Source organism: Paenibacillus sp. Soil750 (genome assembly GCF_001428045.1).
Taxonomy (GTDB): domain Bacteria; phylum Bacillota; class Bacilli; order Paenibacillales; family NBRC-103111; genus Paenibacillus_E; species Paenibacillus_E allorhizoplanae.
Window position 1 is genome coordinate 632,529 of record NZ_LMSD01000012.1, and the last position, 25,717, is coordinate 658,245.

Genomic DNA, 25,717 nt, shown 5'->3' on the forward strand with positions numbered 1-25,717 from the left:
AACTATCAGGAGGTTATTATGAGCCAATCTATTGCACAATCAGCATCTAACCATAAAGTCGCGCCAAAGACAGGAACATGGGCTCTTCTGGCCTTAGCGATTAGCGCATTCGGAATCGGAACAACGGAGTTTGTTCCCGTAGGCTTGCTTGCTTCCATCGCTGATGATTTAAACATCGGTATCACATTGGCTGGTCTGCTTATCTCGGGCTACGCCATCGGGGTCGCAGTCGGAGCTCCTATCCTAACCGCTCTCACGAATCGCATGAGCCGCAAGTCACTGCTCATGCTGCTGATGGTAGTCTTCATCATCGGAAATGCTGTCGCCGCTCTCTCCCCTTCATTTGAAATACTTCTTATAGCACGTTTCATCACTGCCTTCTCGCATGGTGTCTTTTTCTCCATTGGAGCAACCATCGCAGTACAACTAGTATCTCCTGAGAAGAAGGCCAGTGCCATTGCCCTCATGTTCACAGGTTTAACTATCGCTATTGTTACTGGTGTTCCTCTCGGAACATTTATCGGCCAGGCATTTGGCTGGAGAGCTACGTTTTGGGGAGTTGCCTTGCTGGGTGTCATTGCAATCATTTCCAGCGCCGCACTCATTCCCAAAAATTTAAAGCAATCCCCTCCTGCCAAAATATCGGATATGATCAAACTTCTTACAAATGGTCGCCTGCTGCTCGGCTTTCTGATCACAGCATTCGGTTACGGCGGAACATTTGTTGCCTTCACTTATTTAACACCGTTGCTGCACGATGTGACTGGCTTAAGCCAAGGATTTATTAACATCTTATTGATCGCATATGGTATTACGGTGGCGTTTGGTAATTCCGTTGGAGGTAAATTAGCCAACAAAAACCCGATTCGCGCTCTATTCTGGATGTTTATTATTCAAGCGGCCGTTCTCGTTCTATTGACATTCCTTGTTCCATTTAAAATCGCTGGTGTAATTGGCGTCTTATTAATGGGCTTGCTAGCCTTCATGAATGTGCCTGGTCTTCAGCTGTATGTCGTTCAACTCGCTGAGAAGTATGTTCCTTCAGCAGTCGATGTAGCTTCAGCAATCAATATCGCTGCTTTCAATATCGGTATTGCGGTTGGTTCAATCATCGGCGCGGTCGTTATCGACTCTTTTGGACTTATTCATACCCCTTGGATCGGTGCTCTCATGGTTGTCATTGCCATCATACTCAGCGGCATTTCTGCCAAACTTGAACGTAAATAAGCTAAGGGGGAATTCGCATGTTTGATCATCATCAAACCTATCAACGAATGTATAGAGAAGGCGAATTAACGCTTGGTCTCCATATTCCATTAGAAAATTATCAAATGAATTCACCAACAATGGCTCAGCAAGTCGAAATGGCTCAGGCAGCTGAAGCTTACGGATTTACTACACTGTGGCTCAGAGACGTTATCTTGGAAGATCCCAATTTCGGAGATCCTGCTGTCGGCCAAATTTATGATATTCTGATTTACGGCACGCACCTGCTCAGTCAGACAACACAAATTGCCCTTGGAACATCTGCACTAGTTCTGCCTCTTCACCAGCCATTGAGACTGGCCAAACAGGTTGCAACGATTGAAGCTCTTTTCCCGGAAAGGCTCATTATGGGGATATCCTCCGGAGATAGAAGGGCTGACTTCAAAGGTCTTGGTATTGATCATCCAAGCCGCGGTAAACAGTTCCGCGAAGCACTGTCTTATCTCGAAAGGGCGCTTTATGAGCATTATCCTGTCATCGACTCCATTTATGGGCAGATCGAACAAGCCACACTTGTCCCAAAACTGAAGCAAAAAATCCCTACTATGGTCACGGGCTTTGCGCAACAGAATCTCGACTGGCTTGGGCTGAATGGCGACGGATGGATGTATTATCCACAAGCGCCAATCCGTCAATTGGAGGCCATCACGGCATGGCGAGAATCAGCAGCACGTCAAGACAAGAACACATTTCGTCCCTTCTCTATGCCCATGCATCTCGATTTAGCGGAGAATCCCGACGAAGAAGCCTCCTCCATTCGGCTTGGTTTTCGAATTGGACGGAATCGATTAATTGAATTACTAAAAACATACCAGGGTATTGGTGTCAATCATCTTTTCTTTGCACTATTTGATAGCCTTCGTCCCGCAAACGAAGTTATTCAAGAACTTGGAGAATATGTGCTACCGTACTTTCCACCGCATCAGACCGATAATACTATTATATGAACAACGTGCTAATAATACACAGGACAACAGCTGAACGTTGTCCTGTGTATATTAATTTCAGTTTCGAAATGTAATCATTAAGTCGTATTAAATTGAGGTTAATTATTTATTTTAAGAGCTTCTATCATCATTATTAATTTGGGCATGTTCCGATTTTTTATTTTATAAGCAAAATATAAATCATTAGTTACTTTTTTAGGTTCACAAATGATCTTTACTTTATTGTTTTGTATGGCGCTTGCCAGCATGTAAGAAGGCAATAAACTAATTCCAGCACCATGCTCGATTGCAGACAAAATAATATGCAAGTCGGGTAATACATGTTCTGGTTTCAGTTGAGGACGTTTTTGAAAGTTCTCCCTCCAAAATCTTCTAATGATAGGCAATTCAAGACCGTAACTAAGCCATGCTTGTGAACACAGCCACGATTCTAACTGTTTTGCGTTAATAAAATCAGGTTCATGAAAATGATATGGTGCTACTACAACAAACTCTTCTTTTACAAATTGAATATACTCTACGCCGGGCTCTGAATACTTTTGTGAAGTCACGATCAAATCGACCTTATCATCAATTAATAATTCTAAAATATAAGAAGCCAACCCGAAATAGGCATTTACACGTATGTTAAAGCTTCCGAGGTATGGCGCAATTCTTTCTCTAAAAAACTCTTGCGCAGTGCCAATTTTTACAATCGGCAGTGTGGGAGATGAGACTGCTCTAAAACTTAGCGTTGCCTCCTCCAGTGACTCAATTAGAGGTGCTAATTGCGTATAAAGTTCTTTTCCACGTTCAGTCGGAATCATTTTCCGCGATATTCTTGTAAACAAAGGTTCACCAACCTCTGCTTCAAGTGAGGCTAAATGTTGACTCATTGCAGGCTGCGTCAGAAATCGTGTCTTCGCCGCTTCCGATACAGAACTATGTTTATAAATACTGATAAAACTCCGATACCATTCAAAATTAGCCATTGAACAAGTTCCTCTCGTACAATCCTGTCTCATTACATCTATTATATATCCTTTTCTATAAATATAAGACGGTTACCTCACTACATATTTATAACCAACATGCTTAAGGGAGTACCTACTAATAGTCAGAGAACTATTAGTGGGTACTCCCTCATCTCGCAATCGCTTTTTTCATTACTGCATTCCTGATCCCATTTTTTTTAATTTTTCACCTGTCTGTTTATAGATAAGCCCTCTCATATTGTTTTGGAACGTTGGTATTTTCGCTTCTCAGTGAAATGGCAGCATTTGTTGCCCAATAAGGATCCCGAAGCATGCCGCGTGCAATTGCCACCAAATCTGCGTCTTCATTGCCAATCACTGACTCTGCTATTGCCGGCTCCTCAAGCATGCCTACAGCAATAACAGGTATTCTAAGAGATTCTCGGATCCTCCGTGCGAACGGCACTTGGTAGCCTGGATAGTTGCCAGGCTTCCTTTTCCCTTTCAGTCCTTCCCCGCCAGAACTTACATGAAATGAATCAACACCAGCAGCTTGGTAAGCTTTACATAACTCAATAGCATGCTCAATATCATAGCCGCCATCCGCATATTCAACTGCAGAAATTCGGAAGACTAACGGCATGTTTGCTGGCATTTCTTTTTTGACGGCTTTAATCACTTCAACACCAAATTTATCCAGATTCTTTCCGTAAACATCTTCGCGCTTATTGGTTAAGGCTGAATGAAATTGGTGAATCAAATATCCATGGGCTCCATGAAGTTCAATCATATCTACGCCTGCATGGATGGCACGGCGAGTTGCATCGGCGAAGAGTTGAATCATATCTTTAACTTCATCAGTTGTAAGAGACCGGGGCATCTTATAATGAGATTCTGGAAGTTTTATTGCTGATGGGGCCACAGGTTCTGTAGCATCTTCAGCTTTTAGACCCGCATGAGCAATTTGAATTCCAATTTTCGCACCATGAGCATGAACACCTTCGATGATTCTAGAAAATGCCGGAATCTGCTCATCGGACCACAAACCTAGATCAAAATCCGTGATTCGACCATCAGGGTCAACGTCTGTCATTTCTAAGATGATTAGGCCTGTCCCACCTATGGCGCGGCTAAGATAATGAACATAGTGCCATTCGTTTGGTTTGCCATCCTTAGCGGTTACGGAGTATTGACACATAGGAGCCATTACAACTCTATTTTTTAATTCTAATCCCTTAAGTTTATAAGGAGAGAACAGTTGATTACTCAAAACAAAACACCCCTTAAATTGTTATAATGATTTTCTTAAAATAGTCTCAATATCTTCCTTGTTACTCCTCCATTTAATTTTTTACATGTAAATAAAACAGGACAACTGCAAACTGTCGTCCTGTTTTAGCTTTAACCTTTTCTACTCCAGATTATTTATTTCAATTTGGCAATAATTTCTTTGGCTACGCTAATTGTTGATTGAGGATTTTGACCTGTTATCAAATTTCCGTCAACTTCGTAATGGTCGCTCCAATCCGGTGCGGTAACAAAGCTAGAACCAGATTGACGAAGTTTGGATTCCAAAAGGAAAGGCATATATTGATCTAAACCAGCAGCTTTTTCTTCCGAATCTGTAAAGGCTGTAATTCGTTTACCTTCTACTAAATATTTCCCATTCGATAACTTTGCATTAACCAAACCAGCTGGTCCGTGGCATACCGCCCCTACAATTTTGCCGGACTCATAAAACTCTTTAAGTAAAGATTGTAGGTTTTCGTTATCAGGCAAATCAAACATCGTCCCATGGCCTCCTGGCAAGAAAATAGCATCGTAATCTGAAGCTTTTGCCCCATCCAGTTTCATTGTATCCGCAAGAAATTTCTCCGTATCCAGAATTTCTTGATGCAATTCTTCACTCAAACTATTTTTATCAATCGGAGTTTTACCTCCTAAAGGACTAGCTACTGTGATGTTAAAACCATGTTTGGAAAACTCAATGTAGGACTCAGCAAATTCCGAAAGCCAAAGTCCTGTAGACTTTTCGCTATTAATTTGATTGGCTGAGGTGACAACGATTAATATATTTTTTTTCATTTTGATTTCTCTCCTCTGATTGTGATTTGTTGTTACGGTCTTATTGTATCTTCAGTTCTTCTATAAATCCAATTAGATTATAGTTGACTATCAATAAAAATATTTATACATTACATAGTAAGAAAAACCTCTATCCACGTGTTTTAATCACACTTCGATAGAGGCTATTATTAGAACGACTTATAAACAAAACCGGTTCGTGCGTTCATTGCCGATAGCTAGTTTGATCTCTGGCTCACACTTGTTTGCCGTATTGACGCTCGCTATCCCGAAATGATAGGTGCCAGGTGGGACATCACGAGGGCAAAAACGAGATTGATACTTATATTCAAAACCTTTCAGCCCATCTGGTGATTCAGCCATATCGAGCATCTGATAAGAGAGATTACCAGTATCTTTATTCAATAATGCGAATGAAAGCTTATATTTGTATCCCCAGTTTTTTAAACTGTTTGGTAATTTCCCTACTCCTGTGTTCTTCCAAGAATGGTGAATTACATATCTCTTGCCTTCTGTCATCTTTTCTGGATAGGCAATTTGATTTAGTACGAATCGATATCCACCACGAATAGCGAAGTCATGAACAAGATCGGGTGCAACTTGCATCCACTGCGCTGCATCTTCGGGGATTCTGAGATCAAGTGTATTGGCATGTAACTCCTTGGCATCCTGAAGCTACCTTTTCCATACTGTTAACCAAGCAATACATTTTGGAAGCTGCTACTGTATAAATTAATGATCCAATTGAACACTTGTTTCTTCTGAGTATGAAGCCATAAGTAGTTCATATTGTGCATTTCGCCCCACCATCCCAACCCTTGGGCATCGATGAAATATTTTTCGACCAAAAACGGTACAAACTGACTTTATATATTAGTTTACCTGTTATTCTATATTTCCCCTATTTGACTTTGTAAAGATAAAGTACCCCCCCTCAATTTTGTATATTTTTCATTCCACTTCTAATCTTTATCGCCTTAGCCCGCTCGACAATAAATATCCATTGCTAACGGAGATAATTCCTAGCTCACTGCATGGCAGGATCACACATGTCGTAAAATATATTGATGCGAATTTCTCAGAAAAGATTAACTTAGAACAGGTTGCCCAGCTTGTATTTATCAGTCCAGCCTATTTAAGCCGAAATTTCAGAGCCATTACTGGATTTACCTTCGTTGGTTACATTCAGCATGTTCGAATTAGGCATGCCAAGCATCTCCTCCTTGAAAGCAATAAAAAAATGAGCGAAATTGCTGCAGCCGTAGGCTTTGACAACTTTACTTATTTCAACAGAACATTCAAGAAGTTAGTTCTAACAAATCCTTTGAAATACCGGATGGATAACAAAACTCATCAGAAGAATTAACAATTCCTTAGACAACTAGTTACAACCATTTCCTTACTCCCATGTGAAGCTTAGGGTTAAGCAATTGCTGATCTCAATGGGTGGTAATAGCATCTATAAGGAACTTTTGGAATCGAAAAAAAAGGTACAGCATCCTCAATTTTTGAGTAAGCTATACCTTTGATTGTATTTAGTGGACTTTTTCAGTGGTCTCCTTCATTGCAGCAGTTTTTTGTAGTTGGGATTGCTATTTTACGATAGGGTTAATGAATTAATTGATAGTAGTTGCGACATACGCAAGATCCCAGATATCAATTTTGTTATCGGCGTTCATATCAGCAACCTTAGCTTTTGCCCAATCTGCGCTGGTGGAGTTCTTGCCATAGTGATAAGCTACAATCGCGAGGTCACCTACGTTGGTGTCGCCATCTCCGTTTATGTCTGTAGACTTATTAGCTGTTGCTTTGAATGTATCAATCGAGGTGTTGAGTACTGCGAGAGCACTGTCAACTTGGGCTTGAGTTGCGCTTGCATTGTCTCTTATAGCAATTGCTGTGTTAATTGCTCCAAGGAGTGCGTCTTTAGCTGCTTGCGGATATTGGCCAGGTCGAGTACCTACTATAGCCGCGTTGTACAGGGATTGTGCACTCGTAATTGTTGCATTCAAAGCAGTTTTATCCAGTTGAATAGCACCAACGGATATAGTCTTGCTGCTCAGTGCCGCAGTTGTTACGGTTCCATCAGGACCGCCAGTCTTCGCTTGAGAGACTGCAATGGTTCCAGTTGTATTTTGAACACCGGACTTCACCTTAAAAGTTATATTCAAAACAGGTGTGCTAGTTCCAGCTACCCCTCCGATATTCACGGAAATGATTCTCACTTTTCCAGGGGTAGCAGTATCTTCGCTCAGAACCTGAATGTTACTGGTTGCACCCGCTGCACTGACATAATCGAATACGCTGGAATCATAGCTTAGCGTGATATCCTGTGCGTACACGCTTTGTGTCACGCTATCCAGGCTAACAGCTGCTGTGAAAGTACTTCCAGGTGTCACACTGTTGTTAGCTGCGATTGTTGCTGTAAGCGATTTGGTTTCTCCAGTACCGGGTGTATAGATTCCAAGATCGCCAAGGTCAATTGCATAGCTGCTCTGAAGTTTCTCGTATTCGCCTGCAAAGAAATCATCCAGGTATGAATGCCCAAGAACGAATCTGTCCGGATTCACGGCGCCATAGTAGCCGGCATTGGCATTACTCTGACTGTCAAACAGCACATAGCTTCCCTGCCATCCTGATCCGGCTACGCCCCAGCTGATGATGTGATCGATGTAAGGGGCGAACCTATTGAACAGTTTGTACATCAGCGCGTACTCATAACCAAGGGCGTCAGACTGTCTCACATTGAGCACTGCGGGAGCGACCGCGCCGCCGCCTGGCGTGTTAGTCGGCATCTTAAGGTCAAGTTCTGAGTAGGCAATACCGGAAAGAAGGCCTTCGTCAATGAGAGAAGCATAGAGGGCCATGGCATATTGGTTATCGCTTGCAAGGGTCTTTCCAATCGAATCGTGTCCCTGGATACCGATGTCTTCGATAAGTGGTCTTCCGTCATATAGCGGATCGGAGAGCCATGCGGTGTTCAGTGCGCGAACCATGTTGTATACAGTCCTCGCTTTGGTGCGATTAGAAATGTCGTAATCGTTATAGGTCAGTTTCGGAGGATCGTTAACGATATACGCGTCAATGCTGCCAACGTTGTCGTGTCCGTCGAGCTTCATGTACTCGGGAAGGTTAGCGTAGTTGGCTTTGTATGCCGCCGCCATCTTGGCGTTTGGGGCCGCGATGTGCGCGTTTTTGAAGAGCAAGTAAATGTAATGCTCGGAGATGTCGCCGCCAATTAGATCATCCGACATTGCAGAAAGCCAGTTGGTGTTTTTGAGTGTCTGTCTCCAGCTGTTCGGATCCGCGGGGATGGTTTCGCTGTGTCTGCTTTCGTGGACCTCTTCGTTGAGTACGTCCCATGAATTGAAGGGGATTACTCCGCGGGATATACTTGAGCCATACTTCGTGTCTGTGGTCAGGAAGTGCCGCATCACATACATAGTGTGGTTAAACTGCACTCTTCTTGCCATTTCTTTGTCTACCTTAACCGTGGTTGTAACGCCGTTGCCCAATCCGTAGTAATCGGTTGTTCCATTATATCCCAATGAAAGGGTCGCGGGAATCATCTGTCTCATCCATGCAGGGGCCTGGTTGTACCATGCCAAAACGTGGGCGTGAGACTTATACTGTCCAGGAGTTCCGGAATCCCTGATCGCTTGATAAGAGCTGGTCGGTAAACTGTATTCACCTATACCAGGGGTGGTGGTTGCGCCGCTCAGCGCCTCACCAGTAACGCTTTTCAGCCAGCTTGGACCGCGGGGATGCGTTCCATCGGCCTTGAGATTGTTGCCGTCGACAAAGATTTCATAGTGATTGGCTCTTGTTCCGGTTACTGCTCCGGTTCCAATCGTACCGACCATAAACGTGCCATTTTGCTTGTTGTAAACATTCTTTAAAGGCGTTACGACACTCTGGTTTTCCTTGTTGACAACGTTCGGAAGCGCAACGCCGTTGGGGTCCGGTGCGGTTATTTTGATGTTGGCGACAAGAAGCATACCAGTTTCTGCGGGACGCCCATTCTCGCCATGGAGCTCAAGAATGAAGTTCGAGGAAGTGCCTGTTGTGGCGGTAATGCTGTGATGCTTTAACAACCAAGTTTCACCGTTGTAGCTGCCAATCCAGTCTGGGTTAAGGTTGTTGTACTCGTATTCCCTGAGGTAGGAATCGATGTCAGAGCCGGCATTCCTGATTCTCCACCTCATGAATTTTCCCTGCGCGCTCTTGGGATAGAACACATCAAACTCAATAGTTGAGCCTGCGGGGACATCTACACTCGGCGACAACGGAGATTGAAGAGTCATTCCTCCGAAGGTGGTCTTTCCGTTATGGACGTAATTGATCTGGAGCACATCAGCCTTGCCTTGGGAATCTGCAAAAGGATACGGAATCATTTTGTATGTACCACCAGCAAAGTCGGCGGGGACACGGTTGTCAAGGGGAGTTCTTGAGGTCCAAGCATTTGTTGGCGCGGTAATTATTACTGGTATTTTACCGGAACCCGGATCAAGACGGAAATAGGGATTTGAACCGTCCGCTTTGATTTTTCCAGTGAAACTCACTATTGCGTTTTCGAGGCTGGCTATGGCTTCGCCGGCGGGAGTGAGCGCATCGCGCGCGAACGCAAGCGCGTTATTAAGATCTTTGAGTTCGTCGGTGTACACCCATGGGAAAGCTTGGTTCACATCGGATCCAACGTCAGTGTTGCTAATCTGGAGCGGGAATTCCTCGTTGCCGATTTTTAAAGCTTCGGCTTGTGCAACGAGGTCGTTCAGTTCATGTGTCAGTTCGCCTCCGGCCGCAGCGGCCGGGACGGGGGCAAATGCGAATAAAGATAACAGCATGATGACTACGAGCATGCGGGAGACGTTGATTAATGGTTTTTCACGGTTCATCTTCGTTTTACTCCTTTTCTTAAGGCAACCTCTACAATCTCGGTTTAGAGTCGCCAAATTTTTAGATTTCGGAATTTTTTACAACTTTACTGATAAAAATGTTGTTTTTGTTAAAGATTTTGGTTTTTTTTAATGAATTGACCATCAAATATGCCTCCGTTTCTTACTGAGCACTTGTCCCTTGGGTTACGTCGTACGGGCTTGACGATCAATATAAACACCTCCCTCTAATGTTGGCTGGCAGATCACGAAAACGTTTTCACCAAGGCGAATACAAGGTCTCGACCTTCTACAGCTTTAACAATTGAATGCAGCTCAGCTGTTTGTCACCGACGGTGTAGAATTATTTCTTGTAGGATTGTTGATACGCCTGTCTTCTTTCTTTCATAACGGCTTCGCCTCCAGCATCCTTCCATTCCTTAAGTTGCTGATCATAGATACTGTCGACTTCGGTAGACTTGGCCGTAATAATTTTTGCAAGCATCTGCTTGACCTTGTCATTCAGAATCTGCGAGTACTTAATTTCTGCCTGAATCGGAATGTCCACGCGCGGGCCTGTATACCCGTCACGAGCACCCGTCTTAATACTGCTGATGGTGAAGTCTTTAAATTGCGGGTCGGTCGCATTGGCTGCCATGTTCTTTTCTGGTGTGTCCGTGCTCACGTATTTACCATTCATAATCATGGCGTAATCTTGATTATTAAAGAGAATCTGATTAGCTTCAGGCGTTGTCAAAGCAAATGGAATGCCGTCGTCACCTGTTTTGTAAGAAACGCCTTCTTGTCCGAATTGCAGCGCGATAAGATTCTTCGGTTCCGCCATCCAGTTCAAATATTTGATAACTGAATCAACGTTTTTACTCGCTGCTGGAACCATCAGATAAACACCGCTAGGAGAATACATTGGTTTAGGATACTTGCCGTTCGATGCTTTGAACGGATCAATCGTCGCGAGAACAGCTTCGGGATTGTTTTTCTTCAGGTTTGCATAGTATCCACTGTAAATAGGATCGTTTGTGTTCGGTGTGGCAGAACCTGCAAGACCGCCTACGACTTGCTTGTTAAATGTCTGGCTGAAGTCTGCCGCAAGCGGGAAGTCTTTATCGAGCAAGCCTTCGTTGTATAGTTTGTTTAGGAACTTGAAAGCTTCCTTGTTACCAGGCAATGTCCACCCATCTGGATCAGCGAACAAGTCCTCTTCGGTAATTTTATTCCAATCCCAGAATGAGTTGGTCAACGGTTTAATATGGAACATATCTATCAACGTAAAAGGAATCACTTTTCCGCCAGTATTACCCGGATCCTTCTCCTTAAACGCTTTCAATGTTTGATACCATTCATCCGTCGTCGTTGGCAAAGGCAGATTTAATTTATCCAACCAATCTTTACGGATAATACTTGTCGTTTGCGATTGGATAACCCGTAACGCTGGAATGGTAAATTGCTTGCCGTTAAAAACGCCGTCCTTCAGTGTTGGAGCAAGTACTTTCTTCAACTGTGGTCCGTATTTCTCAATCGCTGGCCCAAGATCCGCAATACCACCGCTTTGCACGTAACTTTGAACAGTTGGCTTGTCGTACGTAAAGACGAGATCGGGCGCAGTTCCGGAAGCCATTAATACATTCAATTTCTTGACCTCCTCGGAGCGAGGGACAGTGATGAATTTAACCGTGATATTGTTCGGATCTCCGAAGTTCTTCTGAACATACTGCGTCATGAAATTGTCAGTGATTGGCGGTGCGCCTGCTGGCGTATTACTTCGATCAAACAGCTCAACCGTCAAATTAATCGGTGGACCTTTCGGGGTCTCGCCCGCAACTGTCGAACTTCCCGGAGTAGCTGAGTTACTTGGGCTGTTTTGTGAGTTGCTGCAGCCTGCTAGCGCGATAGCAGACGTCGCTAAAACTGCCATTGCTACTGTAATGGTTTTGCGAAATTTTACTCGCATGCGTAATCCTCCCTTTAATCTTTTAAGTGTATAGTGAATTCAACCGCTTGAAACGGTCGAGACAGCTATCAGCCTTTAACTGCACCCACAAGCATACCAGAGATAAAATAACGTTGGAGCCATGGGTATACGAGTAAAATTGGCACAGTTGCGAACATGATGCTTGCCGCCTGCAAGCTCTCTGGCACTGGAGAAGAACCTCCAAATCCTTCCTGGGCTATGGCATCGTTCACCTGGCTGTTAATCACGATCTCATATAGCTTTTGTTGAATCGGATATAGGTGTGCGTCGTTAATATAGAACAGCGCATCCTGAAACATGTTCCATCGATCGACCGCAGAATACAAAGCCAATGTCGCTAAAATCGGTAGTGACAACGGTAGCACGATTCGCATCAAATAGCGGAAATGACCACATCCGTCCATCCAGGCAGAATCTTCTAGTTCAGCTGGGATCTGGGTGAACGATGTTTTCAGGATAATTAACAAGAATGCATTAATGAGCAGAGGTAAGACCAGCGACCATACGCTATTCAACATATGAAGCTCTTTTATCAACAAGTAGTTTGGGATAATCCCTGGATTAAAGAACATCGTTATGATGATTAGAGCGAACAGGATGTTCTTCCCCTTAAAATTCCGCCGGCTAAGTGGATATGCAGCTAGGATCGTGGCAATCAAGCTCACAATTGTGTAAATGACAACAAGCCAGATCGTAAACAATAGCGAGCGGATCATGCTTAGGTCACCAAATACGTTCTTATACGGTTCGAAATTTAAATCTATCGGCCATAATGTCACTTCGCCAGACATGATTGCCCGATTACCACTGAGCGATAACGAGAAAATATGGATCATGGGCACCGCGCAGAACAAACAAAAGATGCCCAGTAGAAGCATAATAACCGTATTGCCTATTTTCTCAGCCGGATTTTGAATCATAGATGTACCCCCAATTAAAAAATGCCTTGATTATTGATTTTTCTCGAAATGAACTCTGCCGACAGAAGAAGAATTAATCCGACTACGGACTGGAACAAACCGACAGCAGTTGCAAGTGCAAATCTTGCGGATTGAATCCCTACAGAATATACATAGGTGCTGATTACTTGAGCGTAATCCATCACATATGAGTTCTTCAGAACATAAGGTTGCTCGAAGCTGATATTGGCCATATTACCAATCTGAAGTATGAACAGGACGACAATGGTAGGCTTTATGCCTGGTAAAGTAATATGCCAGATTTTACGCATTCGGGTTGCACCATCCACTTCTGCCGCTTCATACAATTCCTTATTAATTCCCGTAAGTGCTGCTAAATACAGAATCATTCCCCATCCGGCATTGCGCCAAACCCCTGCCCCAACATAAGTTGCAATCCATAGCGCCGGTTTTTCCAAAAATGGAATGGGGGAAGCCCCAATTGCCATCAACATATGATTAATCGAACCATTATTGGTTGATAGCAACTCTATGGCCATCCCCCCTACAATGACCCACGAAATAAAATGGGGCAAATACATCAACGTCTGGCTAATCTTCTTGTACCACTGCACCCGAAGTTCATTTAGAAGAAGTGCTAAAATAATGGGAACCGGAAAGGTAAGCAATCCGAGCACGTTCAACAACAACGTGTTTCGAAGTGCCTTATAAAATTCGGGCATGGCGAAGATTTCCTTAAAGACTGCGAACCCTACCCATGGACTGGCCCAAATCCCTTTAAATATGTTGTAATCTTTGAAAGCAACCATAACGCCAGCCATCGGAATATACCTAAAAATGATGAAAAATGCCATTGGTACGACTATCATCACATATAGTGACCACTGTCTTTTCAAATAGGCAACGCCACCTCCTTTGACTGTAGGAATGGAGGTTGTTGTGCTAGCTTCAGTTTTCATTACATCGTTCCTCTCCATATGGTCTTCTCACCTATGTGTATTTTTTACATAATCTCGTTGGCTTCTATGATTCTTTCTTTTTATACTTAAATTGTAAATTTAAGCGCTTTCAAAATCCATGGAAAAACTTTATACCGTTTGTATAAATTATGGATGACTTTTTGTTTCGCTCATAACAAAAACGAAAAGAACCTCCGAATAAGCGAGAATCAAAGGTTCTTGTCAGGTTAGGACAACACTATATGTTGTTTAGCGTGCATTCGTTTCAGAAATATAGATTATCCTATTAATATCCTATTGCTTAGGGTTTCAAATTCCTGTCGATCAGACCTACTATTCTCTATCAAAATTCTGGATGGAGGGAAACCTTTTATTTTTTTGAATACCTTACTGAAATAATAAATATCTTCAAAGCCGCATTTATAAGCTGCTTCCTGTACAGTAAATTCACCGCTAAGGAGAATATTCTCAGCATTATTGATTTTCATTCTGTTAATATATTCTTTAACGGATGCACCCATGTATTTCTTAAATAGAGTTCCAAAATACGCAGTGGTCAAGCCAGCAATGGATGCTAGCACCTCAACTTCTATTTGATTTTGCAAGTTGCTTAAAATGTATCTAATGGATCTCTGTATTCGTTTGTCTATGTTCACATTGTTGTCTTTATAGTATAAAGCCTTGAAATAGTAATGAAGGATCATAAGCAACAATGCGCGTGCTTTCATTTCATGACCTTTATTTTTTTTTAACCATTCAAATGTTAATTCATTGTACAGTGAATGTAATTCTTCGGGCTCACCGATATGAGATATTAATGGAAACGGTAGATTAACATCCTTGCCTTCCTTATCGTAGAGTTGAATATTCAGCGCATAACTGGTCATTAGATTTGCAGAGTCAGTGGTTGCACTTCGGCGACTGCCCTTAGGGATGCACAGGAGATCTCCTTGATTTACTTCATACACATTTCCATTAATGCAGTAGTAAGCCCTTCCTTTGAAGATATATGTTAAATCGTAAAAATCTGTTGTCGCATCTTCAATAATCCAATTAGGTGTGGAGTGTCTATTGATGAATAATTCAATTTGAGGATTAATCCCGAAATATTCCATAGAAATTATCCTTTCAAATATAATATTTTAAAAATAACAGCCCTTGAACGCTCATACTGGAGCGCCCAAGGGCTATTAGTCAATTTGGCCGCTATAATTTGTTTCGTAACGTTTATAGAGGTTCCAGTCTAATGAATAAGAAGTTTGATTGTAGTGCTAAGCCAATACTCCCAAATCACCGAATATAGGAGTTACGACTTTACTGCCCCAAGAAATTATAAATAACTTGAGAAGCCTCTGCTCTAGTTCCGACTCCTTGAGGTATGAATAAATTGCCCTCTCGACCCTCAACAAAATGTAAAGCTCGCGCATTCTTGACATAAGTCGTGGCCCATGAAGATATAGCGTCCTCATCATCAAAAGCGGTTACCGAAGACATAGCAGCATTACTGTGTTGCTTTTCATAAGCACGCATAAGCATAGCGACCATTTCTTCTCGTGTAATCGATGCGTGAGGCGCAAAAGTCGTTTCACTCTTTCCTTCTACAATTCCTGACTTCACCGCAATTGAAACCTCAGGGTAGAACCAGTCTGATACCGAAACATCCGAAAAATTGCTATTTCCATTGTCGGTTAAATGAAGTGCTCTCACCAGTAAAGCAGTGAATTCAGCCCTAGTGATCTGACGTTCTGGTTCGAAATTCGTGCTGCTTGTACCTGTTACAATATGCCTAGAAGCAAGCTCCGTAATCACATTCTTCGCCCAATGAATATTGGGAACATCCTCGAAGGTTTTAGTGTATTCTAAAGCAGCGTATTTACTAAAGTGATAAATCTCGGCTGAAATTACTCCGGTTGCGTAGGTACCCCCAATAAACTCAAGCTTCCCATCATCTGCAATGTAATAAATGGAGACAAGCTTAGCGTTAAAGGAAGGATCTACTTTGAAACGCAAAGTAATTGGTTTGGTGAAATTTTTTAATGACGTAATGTGATTGTCACTTGTGACTAATTGCAAACTGAATTCGTATACGTTGCCAGATGGCTTTAAATCGACATTATATGACTGTTGGCTCTTGTCTATAAGAGTATCTGCTTCTTTAAGTGACAGGGGATTCATAGTGAATAAAAGCCTGCTGTCATTCCATTGTTCAACAGATAAATTATCTCTTAGTTGCAGCAATACCTCAGGAGGAAGTTCCACACTAAGATTTTCCTTCTTGATCTCCAAATGAGTCTGGGGATCTGTTCCAATTTGGTTCAATGCTATGTTCACTTCATTGGCAGCAGCCGGAAGCTCTATGGTTTTTTTACCTTTACCATCATCCGTAATCTTTACTGGGTCAGTATTAGGGGGAGTGTTTCCGTTTCCGTTTCCGTTTCCGTTTCCACTACCACTACCATTTCCACTACCACTACCATTTCCACCACCATTTCCGTTACCATTTCCGTTACCATTTCCGTTACCATTTCCGTTACCATTTCCGTTACCGCTATTCACAATGGTAATAGTTTTCTGAGAACCACCGACTACATCAGAAGAATTCAATTGGGAGTCCACTAAGGTGATTTTGTCAAGCAAGATGTCGGCTGTTCCAGTAGAAAGACCTGTAAATGTAAGTGTAAATAGATTGTTATCCCCATCTAATCCCCTATTGGGTCCTAAACTTGTATGTGCCAATTGAAGTTGGTTCCCGTTAAGAATGGTGGGGACTGTAAATCCACCTGTTACATTGCTTACTGCAGTTTTAAATTGGAGTTTTGTCGAATCATAGGTAAGGTTTAACTCATAGGCATACAAGTCATTCAGTTGCATGCCTCGGATGCTAACCTTCAGTTCGCTACCAACTGTAGTCGAGTCGGATGTTGTTGTCAAAATAAATTGAGGTGAATCTTCCGCATGTACAGGAGATACAGGAAGCAAATAAATTGTGCATAACAACATTATTGCAAGAACCTTTCCCATCATACCTTGTCTTCTAAGCATAGCTTCTTCATCCTCTCCACCAAAATACCGGAAGGAAGGTATAGAGTAACCTTCCTCCGGAAATCATTGCTTGCTTCAGTAATTCAGGATAAGTCTTGCGATGTACGCAAGGTCAGAGATATCAATCCGTCCGTTATGATTATTATCGTAACGCTTAGAGATGTTCCAGTCCGGTGAATCGGAGGTTTTATTGTAGTGATTAGCTAGGACTCCCAAATCACCTATTGTAGCTTGGGTACGAATAGAACTAGTAAAGGTTTGCAGTGCACTGCTAAGCTGAGCGAGCGTCTGATTTACCTGATCTTGCGTAGCTGAGGCATTCGATGCCACTGATTGTGCATGGCTAACGACCGTTTGCAATGCCGCTTTGGCGCCAGCTGGATATTGTCCCCACAGAGAACCTTCCATTGCCGCATCGAGACTCGCGACTGCTGTAGCAATAGTACCATTTAAAGCAGTTTTATCGATTATGTTTGCTTCGATGGTAACGTTATACGTGGATCCGCTATTCACAGTCGTGACCGTTCCGATTTCGTCGGATACTTTAACTTCTGACAGGTATACGGAACTAATCACCGTACTGGATGAAGAAAGTGCCTTAAACTGAAACTGAAGAAGATCCCCGCTTCCGTACACCGCATTCGCTACGCCTTGAGAGTAGGCCAGGACACGAACTTGGCCCGGAGCTATAACATGACTATCTGCTACAGAAACACCTGTTTTCAAGGATTGAACACCTTGAAGCTCGAGCTGGGAAGCGTTAAAGTTTAGGGTTAGATCTTGGGCATACACACCTTGTGTTACGTTTACTAATCCATAGTTTACGTTAAAAGACTGACCAGGAGTAACGCTGGTTGTCCCCGTTAATGCCGCTGAGAAACCCGCCTGACCGATGATGGTAAAACCATTTACAGTTATCGTTGAGGCTCCTTTAGATATGTTCAGTACAAATTTGCCATCTGCACCATCACCAAGAATTTGGGTGGTAATCCCTAATGAATTCAGATTAGCATTATTATTAAGTAATTGTTGGGCTTTTGTTTTCAGTGTTGCTGCGTCATCACCAGTTGCATTCGGAACCGTGATACTGTTACCAAGTAGAGTTGCTGCTTGTTCCACTGCCTGTTGATCCGCACTAACATCGCCAGAATTAGCCAATGTCTTCACTAATGTCACATTGGAGAATGTCGCTTGCAAATCTGCTGTAGCACTAAGGTTGATTGCGTACAATTGCAATTTCGCATCAGTAAAGAACTCCGGCGAGAAAGTCGTCGCGACATTTGACGAAGTATTCCCTAATGGTGAATAGGTAGAACCATTATCCCTTGAATAATACCCTTGCACATCATTTCCAGTCTTCACGATGCGAAGATAATAGTCTGTACCACTTAAGGTTGTTTGACCAGTTGTATTAGAATGTGGTGTGGTACCAACCATATCCGAATTATTAATTTTAATAGCAGTACTATTTTTTCTTGCATTGATTCTGAAGTATTCACCTGTTGAAACTCGGCTCATACCTAGACCAATTTGCGTATTCTCTGCAAAAGAAGAGTCACTTAGTGCTTTATTCACGGTAAGCTTCGCTGAAAGTGTCCAGTTCCCATTAGCAGTACCCGGGAATTGCAGGATATTATGGCTAATCGGATAATCGGTATCCGCTTTTTGAGTTGCGATTGATGCTCCCGTTGCACTGTAAGTTACAGCACTTTGGGGATTTTGAGGATCCGTTGGGTTCGCTACCTGCCAACCTGTTGGAAGCCCATTGGCAAAACTTATGACCTCAGTAGTACTAAGTGCTATCTTATACGTTTTCACATTTTGACCTTTAATAAAACGTACAACAGCTGTACCTTGCGTACTATCCGCTTGCGAAATACTTACTTGTACATCATTATCATTTGTAGATGCCGTTACGGTTGGGATTGTACTTCCAGTTACCGTATACGTGTAATCAAACTTGTTAGCATCAAAGTTGGAAGGTTGCGCTCCATCAACGAAAATACTGTATGTTGGTATCAAATCAGGTGTTAGTGACAGCTGGTCTGCATAAAGAATGTTGGAATCCTTCGCATAGAGTGCCAAAACCACCTTAGCAGTACCAACTGGTTCATTATAAGTGAATGATTGGTTAGGTGTCTCATGCCAGTCTGCAATCTTTATATCTACAGGCTGGAAGGAGGTTAAACTGACTGGTCCGCCCTCAAGGATGCGGCCAACTAACTGGCCATTGCTCCAATAGGCAGGATCTCCGGCCTCACGGGCTGCGTAAGGTTCAGGCATATCACGACCATTGATCCGTGTCATACCCAATTGCTGTCCTGAGCTGTCGTAATACACGAGTTCGGCTTCCACGTCACCAGGGTTTTCAGCTGCAATATCATAGCTCTCTGGACGACTCTTCATGGCGAGGAAGTACCCTTTGAAGTTATACTTTTCTCCCTTGGCCAGTTTACCGGTGACATCCTGCCACAATCCGTCATACTGCTCTTGGGCATTGATACGGTTGGCAATTTTTCCAGATCCAGCTACTTTCGATGTGTTGCTGTTTTTCAGATAACGGGATATACCCGAGTAGCTCTGAATGTTATCCGCTGTTAATACAGGTCCTGTGACGGTCTGTTCAAACGTTCCATTGTTATAACGACCAGTAGACCAATTGTTTGTATTGGACGCAGTTGTCGTGTCAAAGTCTCCATTAAGAAGAATATTGCCTGGTATGGAAACCGTTGAGTTGTTAGCGGCTGTACTCCAATCGGAATCATTTGCCCCAAATAAGAAGCGGTCTACGGTGATTGTATCACTTGTGCCGTTCGCAGCAGCTACGATATAGAGATCCTTATGGCCGTATGCGCTAAGATCGCCCGTATCTACCATATCCTGGAATTTTCCGTATTTATTATTAGCTGGTACGTAAATATCAGCTACCCGCGTACCTTTCGATAAAATATCAGCCGTGTTGTTTACAGGTGTTCCTACTGGTAATACATAGGCTTGAAGATTGCCGCCTTTTGTTGACTTCGTCTGTGCGGTTAGGTACAACAAGTGTCTGCGGACCACACCGCCATTTGCAGAACCATCCGCAAAATTAAGATTTTTATATGCAAGGTATTCACCATTACCAAGTGTGACAGCTTCATTGTCGCGACCAGCATTTCCTGTCGTGTTACCAGGTACGCTATTGTCATTTCCTTCCGCTTCTAGGGAAGAGAAAATATCGCGTTCACCATCAAGACCGTTATAAGTGGCAAAGGTGCCCTGGGACGGTACGATGGTAACAACGCTAGCCGAAGGGATGTCGATAACGAACTTGCCATTACTTACAGGAATCGTAGCCAGCTTCTTCTGGTTCTCACTACCCGAAGTACGGAACACTGTTACACTTGTTGTACCTGCTGGGAAATCCTTCAGTGTGAATTCCAATGGCTGGACACTATCATCATTTTTTGCGTTGGAGACTGTCATAGCAAAATCATTATTCATCGGGTTCTTGAAACCAACAACATTAATATCGGTTGCAGGCGCTCGTGTTACATCGAAGCGTACATCGCCCGGTTTAATAAATCGAGAGAAATGTCCATAGCCGTAAAAGCGTTTGAACAAACGGTACTCTCCAGTTAGTGTACTTGCGTGCCCAGCCTTCTGCTGGGAGTTAGTGTTTACGAAACGGATCAGGTCGGAACCATCAGCACCGTTGTTATCCCACATACTCCACCATACGAAGCCGTTGAAGCCGGGATTGCTGGTAAACATATTCGTCAATAGGTTGGACCAACGAACAGCATCATTGATATTCTGATTGCCGTATCGTTGCGTATAGGCTCCTGCAGAACCGTCGCCTGTATCCTGATTCATGAATTCGGCCTGCCATAGCTTATATTTGGTTAGAAACTCCGGATACTTGGATCCATCCTTCGTATAATCCAACGGACTTTGTGAAAAGTCACCGGTATGGTATAGCTTTGTTTCGTCTGTACCGATACCGACCGTACCATACAAATGAGTCGTAAACGTGTCGAGATACGGATTTTTATCTGTTGCATTACCTGGGTCAGTTTCAGAAAATACCGCACCGCCTCTGCTTATTGATGCACTGAGGTTGGTACCATCTACAGCAGCAAGCTCAGGTATAAAATCAATAATCTTACCACTTGGATCCTTAATATCGTAGAGCGCACCGCCTGGTTGCATCGATTTTTTCAGAGTAGGACCGATGTAGCTGTCAATAAGCTCTGTCACATATGCAGCGCTTCCGCCTGCAAGGTCAACCTCATTAAAGGGATTGATATCGGTAATGGGAATACCCCACTGCTCCCACATGCCTCGGATATAATTGACAAGATAATCAGCAAAAGCTTGGTAATAAATTTTCACTGGCTTTCCGTCAATTGTAGCTACGTCCGCTCGAATAATCTTGTTAGGTGCATTGGTTGACGAATTACTCATCCAATAAGGTGCAGTCCATGTGCAGGCATAGAATTGATTCACGCCATACTGCTTAGCTTGAAGCATTGTCCATACCTGATCGAAATCGAACAGCTCTTTTCGAGTCCGTGGAGAGTTTTTGATGATTACAGGATCTTGGCCGGGTGCACTTAAGAGATTGGTGGGGCCTCCATCGTCATTAGCAATCGGTTGATTCCAAGACGGGTAATCCCATACGAATCCTTCGACAGGCACAAGCGTACCTGGGGCATGTTCTGGCTCGTTTGGCCAAATGCTATCGGTATTTCCATCATAGAAACGGTCACTTGCCTCAATTTTATATCCGTACTGACCGGCTGTGCCTCTCATGGGAATTGGATTACCTTGGATGTCAAAACCTGGTTTGGTGACATCAGCAAGCAAACCTGTTACCGGGTTGAAGCCTGGGCTAGTTGCTGTAGCATTAGCGGTGGTTAGGCCGCCGTTATCCCCGATGATCACACGTACAATGTCGTGTCCAGTTCCGTCTTTTTCACTGAATGTCAGATTCAACAGATGCCTTACGGTGTCTTGATGACCAGCTGCAGCAAGCTGCATCATTTGAACGGAATCCGTGTAGGCATATGCGGCACCTAAACCATCCATCGTCTGATATTGCGTGTACCAGTTGGCTGTTACTGGTGCAGCGGTAACAGCTGCATGAACCGAGGTGGAAACTACCATAGGGGCAATAGCGGATATCATCAGTGCGCTAACTAAATTAATCGAAAGCGACTTTCGCCAATTATTCAAATTCATTCTACTTGTTCCTCCTTAGCTTTATTCAAATGTACCTTAGGTGATTGCGGGATCATCATTGCAACCATTCCTCATGTCCCACTTTTTCCTTACATTCAACTAACTTGAATTAATTGAAAACGCTTACATATAGGAGAGATGCATTCTGTATCTGCTGTACTCCCCTTAGTTAAAGAAAACACACCCAGAATTACAAAGTAAACGAAACCACGAGCTTGTTGTTATCGCAAAAATTCACCCCTTCTTTGAATCTTCGCTAATCACTCCTTGAATGATTAGATAATTCATACAACTTAGAATAATTCGCAAGATACCTTTCCAACAATGCGGTAGTAGGATATGGACTGCTTGTACTTTTTATCACTTCTACCACCAGCCCACATTCCAACAACGCATTTGTTATAGTCAAAACGGTCAGGAATGTTTCGAATTAAATATTGTTCCCCTTTCTATTTTCATATAACTAATTTGTCCTACCTGTTACTATAGTATCAACTCGGGAATAAGTAATATATATGAAGGATCCACGATTTGTTATAAAATAGACCGAAAATTCAGGCTTAATAGTCCGCATTACTTAGCCCAATACGGTCTAGACGCGATCACGGTCTCTCCCGTTATTAACGCTTTTTCAATCATCATACCTAAATAGTGATCCTGTGAAGCCTCTGACAAACTGTAAAACTCCGAACCGCCATTGATATAATTAGCCATCTTCGTCAGACAGCTGGCAATAGCAATTTCATCATCATAAAGTCTTGCTGGAGCAAAAGGATTTTGGTACAACCATTGTTCCCCGCAAAGAATTCCTTGCAGAAAATAACCTTCTGCATTTTCATACTCCCCCCGGTTGACTCGCTTCAAATCCATTTGCAATGGAACCATGTTCTCCTGCTGAATCAGAATACGGTTGTCGAAGATTTCTCCCCGCTCTCCCCTTATGGAGAGATGGTTGGAACGAATCCATGAACGGTGCTGGTCTTTGGTAAAGTCATAAATTCCCAATTTGTCCCCGAAATCTAACCATGCCATATCTCTTTGCATGGGAATCATCCTGTCTTCCTCTGGTGGACCGTTCCGGGTAGGACCGTTAACCCATCTGGATTCGAAACGCATGGCTTTAATTTTGACTTCTTCAAATGTAATACCGAGCATGCGACGGATCAAACTGACGGCGTGGTACAAATGGGAAATGGAAACTGTCGTTTCCGTAACAACCCCGAGTTTTCCCGAACGGATTAGGGCTAAACGTGCTTCCTGCACGGGATGAAATTGATACTGTTCAGCTACCTGCACGCGTGCTCCAGTCAATGTCAACTTGTCGTGAAGAAGTTCTAGTCCCTGCATATCCGGTGCAGGAGGCGTTTCTACCAAAACCGGTATCCCTATTTCCGCTAGCTTAAACAGATAGTCCAGGCTCTGAGAGCCGCTTACACATAGCACAATGAAGTCCGGTTGATCATACTTTAGAAGCTCTTCTAGGGAATGATAGGCTGGTACTCTCCATTGTTCTTGCATCGTGATCCTTTTTGATAGATCCCTTATCACCATACTGATGATCTGAAACCGCTCCGGAAGCGCTTCCGCGATTCGTAAAAAGTACTGCGCACGGAAGCCAGCTCCTCCGATAATGCTGATTTTCACCGCCATTACACACACCCCATTTTATTGAATGCAAACCTAATTATAGTAAATAATTACATATGTAGATGAACGGTTTTGAGATCATAGTTTAATGAGGTCTGTAGGGTTCATGCCGGTCATTTTTTTGAAAAGAAGACTGAAATAAGGAAAGTTTTTGTATCCAACGCTCTCTGCAACCTCATAAACCAGCATATTCCGTTCCAAAAGCAGTTCGCGAGCTTTTTCAATCCTGACACGAGTCAGATAAGTATTGAAGGTTTCACCGGTCATATTTTTGAAAATGATAGACAAATGGTTCCGTGAAATGAAAACTTTGTCCGACAGAATAGCCAGCGTTAAGTCCTCCGCATAATGCTCATGAATGTAGTGCGTAATGAAATCAACGACCTGACGGTGTTTACTGCTCCCCTTCCATTGTCTGCTGTCGCATATAATGGAAATTTTTTCAGATAACCACTTCTGCAGCTGATCAGGCTGGATCAAGTCCTTTATCTCTTTCGCAATCTGGTCGTTCGTGAATAGATCGTCAAGTACATGTCCAGCCTCATAAAGACAGTACGAGATAATCCCCCATAATTCACTACCTAACATCTGAACATATTCAGATCCTATCCCCACCTGGTTCTCCAGTTCTCCAATGTAATCAACAACCAGCTGCTGAGCCTTAGTTTTCTGGGCACACTTCATGGCATTCGCGAGCTCGTAAGAGAATTTCACTGGAAACAAAGCGACCTGCTCCTGTTCTGTCACCGCTTCCCTCTGATAAGCATAAAACTCAAAGGATGGGATTACTCGTAGTTGTCTCGTATCAATGGCACGGAATGCTTCCTCCGTTGAATCTGGAATTTTGGTCCAAACGGACTTTATGCTTCCACTTCCGACACGGCACATCAATTTCAGATAGCTTGCAACGCTTTCAATAATCTGAATACTCAAATCTTTAATGGCTGTGTGTGTGTGTTCATTGTTATCCGATTCCGGATGAATAATTAATACAGCACGTGTGCTGTGAAGCTCTGTATACTCCACAGATGGAAATACCTTGCGAGCCAGCTCGTAAACAATATTACTAACGGCGAATCGATATAAGTTCCAGTCCGATACTGAAAATTTACGTACCCTTTCATCACGAACTAGTTCAATCCCGATCACTGCATGGTAAGTATTGGACCAGAAACGATACGGCTGAGGCAGAATTTCTCCGCTTTGGTTAGCACTGTCCAATGTACCTACTACAGCTGAACGCACCCATTCCTTCTCAATAAACGGCTCATACAGCATCAACTTGTGCTCCAACTCGCCTTGCTTCATCCGCTTTTCTTCCACATCTATCAGCTCTTGGATAACCTTGTTTAGAATCACTTTTAACGTCGGCATACTGATCGGCTTTGATACATAATCACTGACGTTATACCTTAGAGCTTGTCTGGCATGTTCAAAATCAGAATAACCGCTCAAAATGATAATCTTTCCAGGAAATTCTTCTTTTCTTAACTGTTCAATCATATCTAAGCCATTCATAAGGGGCATATATATGTCCGTTATAATAATATCCGGCTGTGTAATCCGGATCATATTTAACCCATCGACGCCATTCATGGCTTCCCCAACCCACTCTGCTTCCAATTCATCCCAAGGAATGGCGCGCTTCATTCCTTGAAGCACTTGGCGTTCATCGTCAATAATCGCGATCTTCCACACCATATTTACCTCCTTTAGCTATTACATTTATTAGCATTCAAGAGTAATACGTCTAACAACTATGACTGGATTCTAGGCGTTCCTGACTGCCATCATCTTCATAATAACGACCT

The 25,717-nt window shown here is 43.1% G+C and carries 16 protein-coding genes; 3 read left to right on the forward strand and 13 right to left on the reverse strand.

Annotated elements, in window-relative coordinates:
- Positions 1–18: 18 nt before the first annotated feature.
- Together ASL11_RS14900 and ASL11_RS14905 are read left to right on the forward strand one after the other, a co-directional pair.
- Positions 19–1,227 (forward strand): MFS transporter, encoded by a 1,209-nt coding sequence (locus ASL11_RS14900; protein WP_056615517.1) that lies wholly within the window; start codon positions 19–21, stop codon positions 1,225–1,227.
- Between the two features lie 17 nt (positions 1,228–1,244).
- Positions 1,245–2,213, forward strand: a complete 969-nt coding sequence (locus ASL11_RS14905; protein ID WP_056615520.1) for a TIGR03571 family LLM class oxidoreductase — start codon at positions 1,245–1,247, stop codon at positions 2,211–2,213.
- Positions 2,214–2,311: 98 nt separating this feature from the next.
- On the opposite strand, the gene ASL11_RS14910 is transcribed toward ASL11_RS14905, so the two are convergent.
- The 4 genes from ASL11_RS14910 to ASL11_RS14925 all read right to left on the reverse strand — a co-directional run bounded on the left by ASL11_RS14910 (position 2,312) and on the right by ASL11_RS14925 (position 5,857).
- The gene (locus ASL11_RS14910; protein ID WP_056615522.1) at positions 2,312–3,184 is read right to left on the reverse strand and encodes a LysR family transcriptional regulator; all 873 of its coding nucleotides are present in this window, start codon (positions 3,182–3,184) and stop codon (positions 2,312–2,314) included.
- A 220-nt stretch (positions 3,185–3,404) separates the two neighbouring features.
- Entirely contained in the window at positions 3,405–4,436 is a 1,032-nt protein-coding gene (locus tag ASL11_RS14915) for an NADH:flavin oxidoreductase/NADH oxidase (RefSeq protein ID WP_082595464.1), read from the reverse strand.
- 155 nt (positions 4,437–4,591) lie between these two features.
- A complete protein-coding gene (locus ASL11_RS14920; RefSeq protein ID WP_056615525.1) occupies positions 4,592–5,251 on the reverse strand; it encodes a type 1 glutamine amidotransferase domain-containing protein in 660 nt (219 codons plus the stop codon).
- A gap of 180 nt (positions 5,252–5,431) precedes the next feature.
- Positions 5,432–5,857, reverse strand: coding sequence for a hypothetical protein (locus ASL11_RS14925; RefSeq protein ID WP_056615527.1), 426 nt, complete (start codon positions 5,855–5,857; stop codon positions 5,432–5,434).
- 397 nt (positions 5,858–6,254) lie between these two features.
- Between ASL11_RS14925 and ASL11_RS38145 the strand changes: the two genes are divergently transcribed.
- The gene (locus ASL11_RS38145; protein WP_162261642.1) at positions 6,255–6,617 is read left to right on the forward strand and encodes a helix-turn-helix domain-containing protein; all 363 of its coding nucleotides are present in this window, start codon (positions 6,255–6,257) and stop codon (positions 6,615–6,617) included.
- A 250-nt stretch (positions 6,618–6,867) separates the two neighbouring features.
- Here the strand turns inward: ASL11_RS38145 and ASL11_RS14935 are convergent, their stop codons facing one another.
- The 9 genes from ASL11_RS14935 to ASL11_RS14975 form a co-directional block, all read right to left on the reverse strand.
- On the reverse strand, positions 6,868–9,456 hold the full coding sequence (locus ASL11_RS14935) for an endo-1,4-beta-xylanase (RefSeq protein ID WP_235550473.1): 2,589 nt from the start codon (positions 9,454–9,456) through the stop codon (positions 6,868–6,870).
- A gap of 1,033 nt (positions 9,457–10,489) precedes the next feature.
- Positions 10,490–12,094 carry an extracellular solute-binding protein gene (locus ASL11_RS14940; protein ID WP_056615535.1) on the reverse strand — a complete coding sequence of 535 codons (1,605 nt, stop codon included), beginning with the start codon at positions 12,092–12,094 and terminating at the stop codon, positions 10,490–10,492.
- A 68-nt stretch (positions 12,095–12,162) separates the two neighbouring features.
- Positions 12,163–13,035 (reverse strand): carbohydrate ABC transporter permease, encoded by an 873-nt coding sequence (locus tag ASL11_RS14945; protein ID WP_056615537.1) that lies wholly within the window; start codon positions 13,033–13,035, stop codon positions 12,163–12,165.
- Positions 13,036–13,049: 14 nt separating this feature from the next.
- Positions 13,050–13,994: an ABC transporter permease gene (locus ASL11_RS14950; RefSeq protein ID WP_056617107.1), complete on the reverse strand. Its 945-nt coding sequence runs from the start codon at positions 13,992–13,994 to the stop codon at positions 13,050–13,052.
- 278 nt (positions 13,995–14,272) lie between these two features.
- A complete protein-coding gene (locus ASL11_RS14955; protein ID WP_056615540.1) occupies positions 14,273–15,109 on the reverse strand; it encodes an AraC family transcriptional regulator in 837 nt (278 codons plus the stop codon).
- A gap of 199 nt (positions 15,110–15,308) precedes the next feature.
- Complete coding sequence (locus ASL11_RS36500; protein ID WP_056615543.1) at positions 15,309–17,036, reverse strand: S-layer homology domain-containing protein; 1,728 nt, start codon at positions 17,034–17,036, stop codon at positions 15,309–15,311.
- A 75-nt stretch (positions 17,037–17,111) separates the two neighbouring features.
- Positions 17,112–22,259 carry a cohesin domain-containing protein gene (locus ASL11_RS14965; RefSeq protein ID WP_056615547.1) on the reverse strand — a complete coding sequence of 1,716 codons (5,148 nt, stop codon included), beginning with the start codon at positions 22,257–22,259 and terminating at the stop codon, positions 17,112–17,114.
- Positions 22,260–22,832: 573 nt separating this feature from the next.
- Complete coding sequence (locus tag ASL11_RS14970; protein WP_056615550.1) at positions 22,833–23,909, reverse strand: Gfo/Idh/MocA family protein; 1,077 nt, start codon at positions 23,907–23,909, stop codon at positions 22,833–22,835.
- 75 nt (positions 23,910–23,984) lie between these two features.
- Complete coding sequence (locus tag ASL11_RS14975; protein WP_056617110.1) at positions 23,985–25,604, reverse strand: response regulator transcription factor; 1,620 nt, start codon at positions 25,602–25,604, stop codon at positions 23,985–23,987.
- Between the last annotated feature and the right edge of the window lie 113 nt (positions 25,605–25,717).

What these genes read in the sequence shown, in the direction of transcription:
- ASL11_RS14900 (WP_056615517.1), top strand. Translation starts at nt 19, where the DNA reads ATGAGCCAATCTATTGCACAATCAGCATCTAACCATAAAGTCGCGCCA.
- ASL11_RS36500 (WP_056615543.1), bottom strand. Translation starts at nt 17,036, where the DNA reads ATGCTTAGAAGACAAGGTATGATGGGAAAGGTTCTTGCAATAATGTTG.
- ASL11_RS14970 (WP_056615550.1), bottom strand. Translation starts at nt 23,909, where the DNA reads ATGGCGGTGAAAATCAGCATTATCGGAGGAGCTGGCTTCCGTGCGCAG.
- ASL11_RS14965 (WP_056615547.1), bottom strand. Translation starts at nt 22,259, where the DNA reads ATGAATTTGAATAATTGGCGAAAGTCGCTTTCGATTAATTTAGTTAGC.
- ASL11_RS14940 (WP_056615535.1), bottom strand. Translation starts at nt 12,094, where the DNA reads ATGCGAGTAAAATTTCGCAAAACCATTACAGTAGCAATGGCAGTTTTA.
- ASL11_RS14905 (WP_056615520.1), top strand. Translation starts at nt 1,245, where the DNA reads ATGTTTGATCATCATCAAACCTATCAACGAATGTATAGAGAAGGCGAA.
- ASL11_RS14925 (WP_056615527.1), bottom strand. Translation starts at nt 5,857, where the DNA reads ATGCAAGTTGCACCCGATCTTGTTCATGACTTCGCTATTCGTGGTGGA.
- ASL11_RS14945 (WP_056615537.1), bottom strand. Translation starts at nt 13,035, where the DNA reads ATGATTCAAAATCCGGCTGAGAAAATAGGCAATACGGTTATTATGCTT.
- ASL11_RS14920 (WP_056615525.1), bottom strand. Translation starts at nt 5,251, where the DNA reads ATGAAAAAAAATATATTAATCGTTGTCACCTCAGCCAATCAAATTAAT.
- ASL11_RS14950 (WP_056617107.1), bottom strand. Translation starts at nt 13,994, where the DNA reads ATGAAAACTGAAGCTAGCACAACAACCTCCATTCCTACAGTCAAAGGA.
- ASL11_RS14935 (WP_235550473.1), bottom strand. Translation starts at nt 9,456, where the DNA reads ATGAGGTGGAGAATCAGGAATGCCGGCTCTGACATCGATTCCTACCTC.
- ASL11_RS14955 (WP_056615540.1), bottom strand. Translation starts at nt 15,109, where the DNA reads ATGGAATATTTCGGGATTAATCCTCAAATTGAATTATTCATCAATAGA.
- ASL11_RS14910 (WP_056615522.1), bottom strand. Translation starts at nt 3,184, where the DNA reads ATGGCTAATTTTGAATGGTATCGGAGTTTTATCAGTATTTATAAACAT.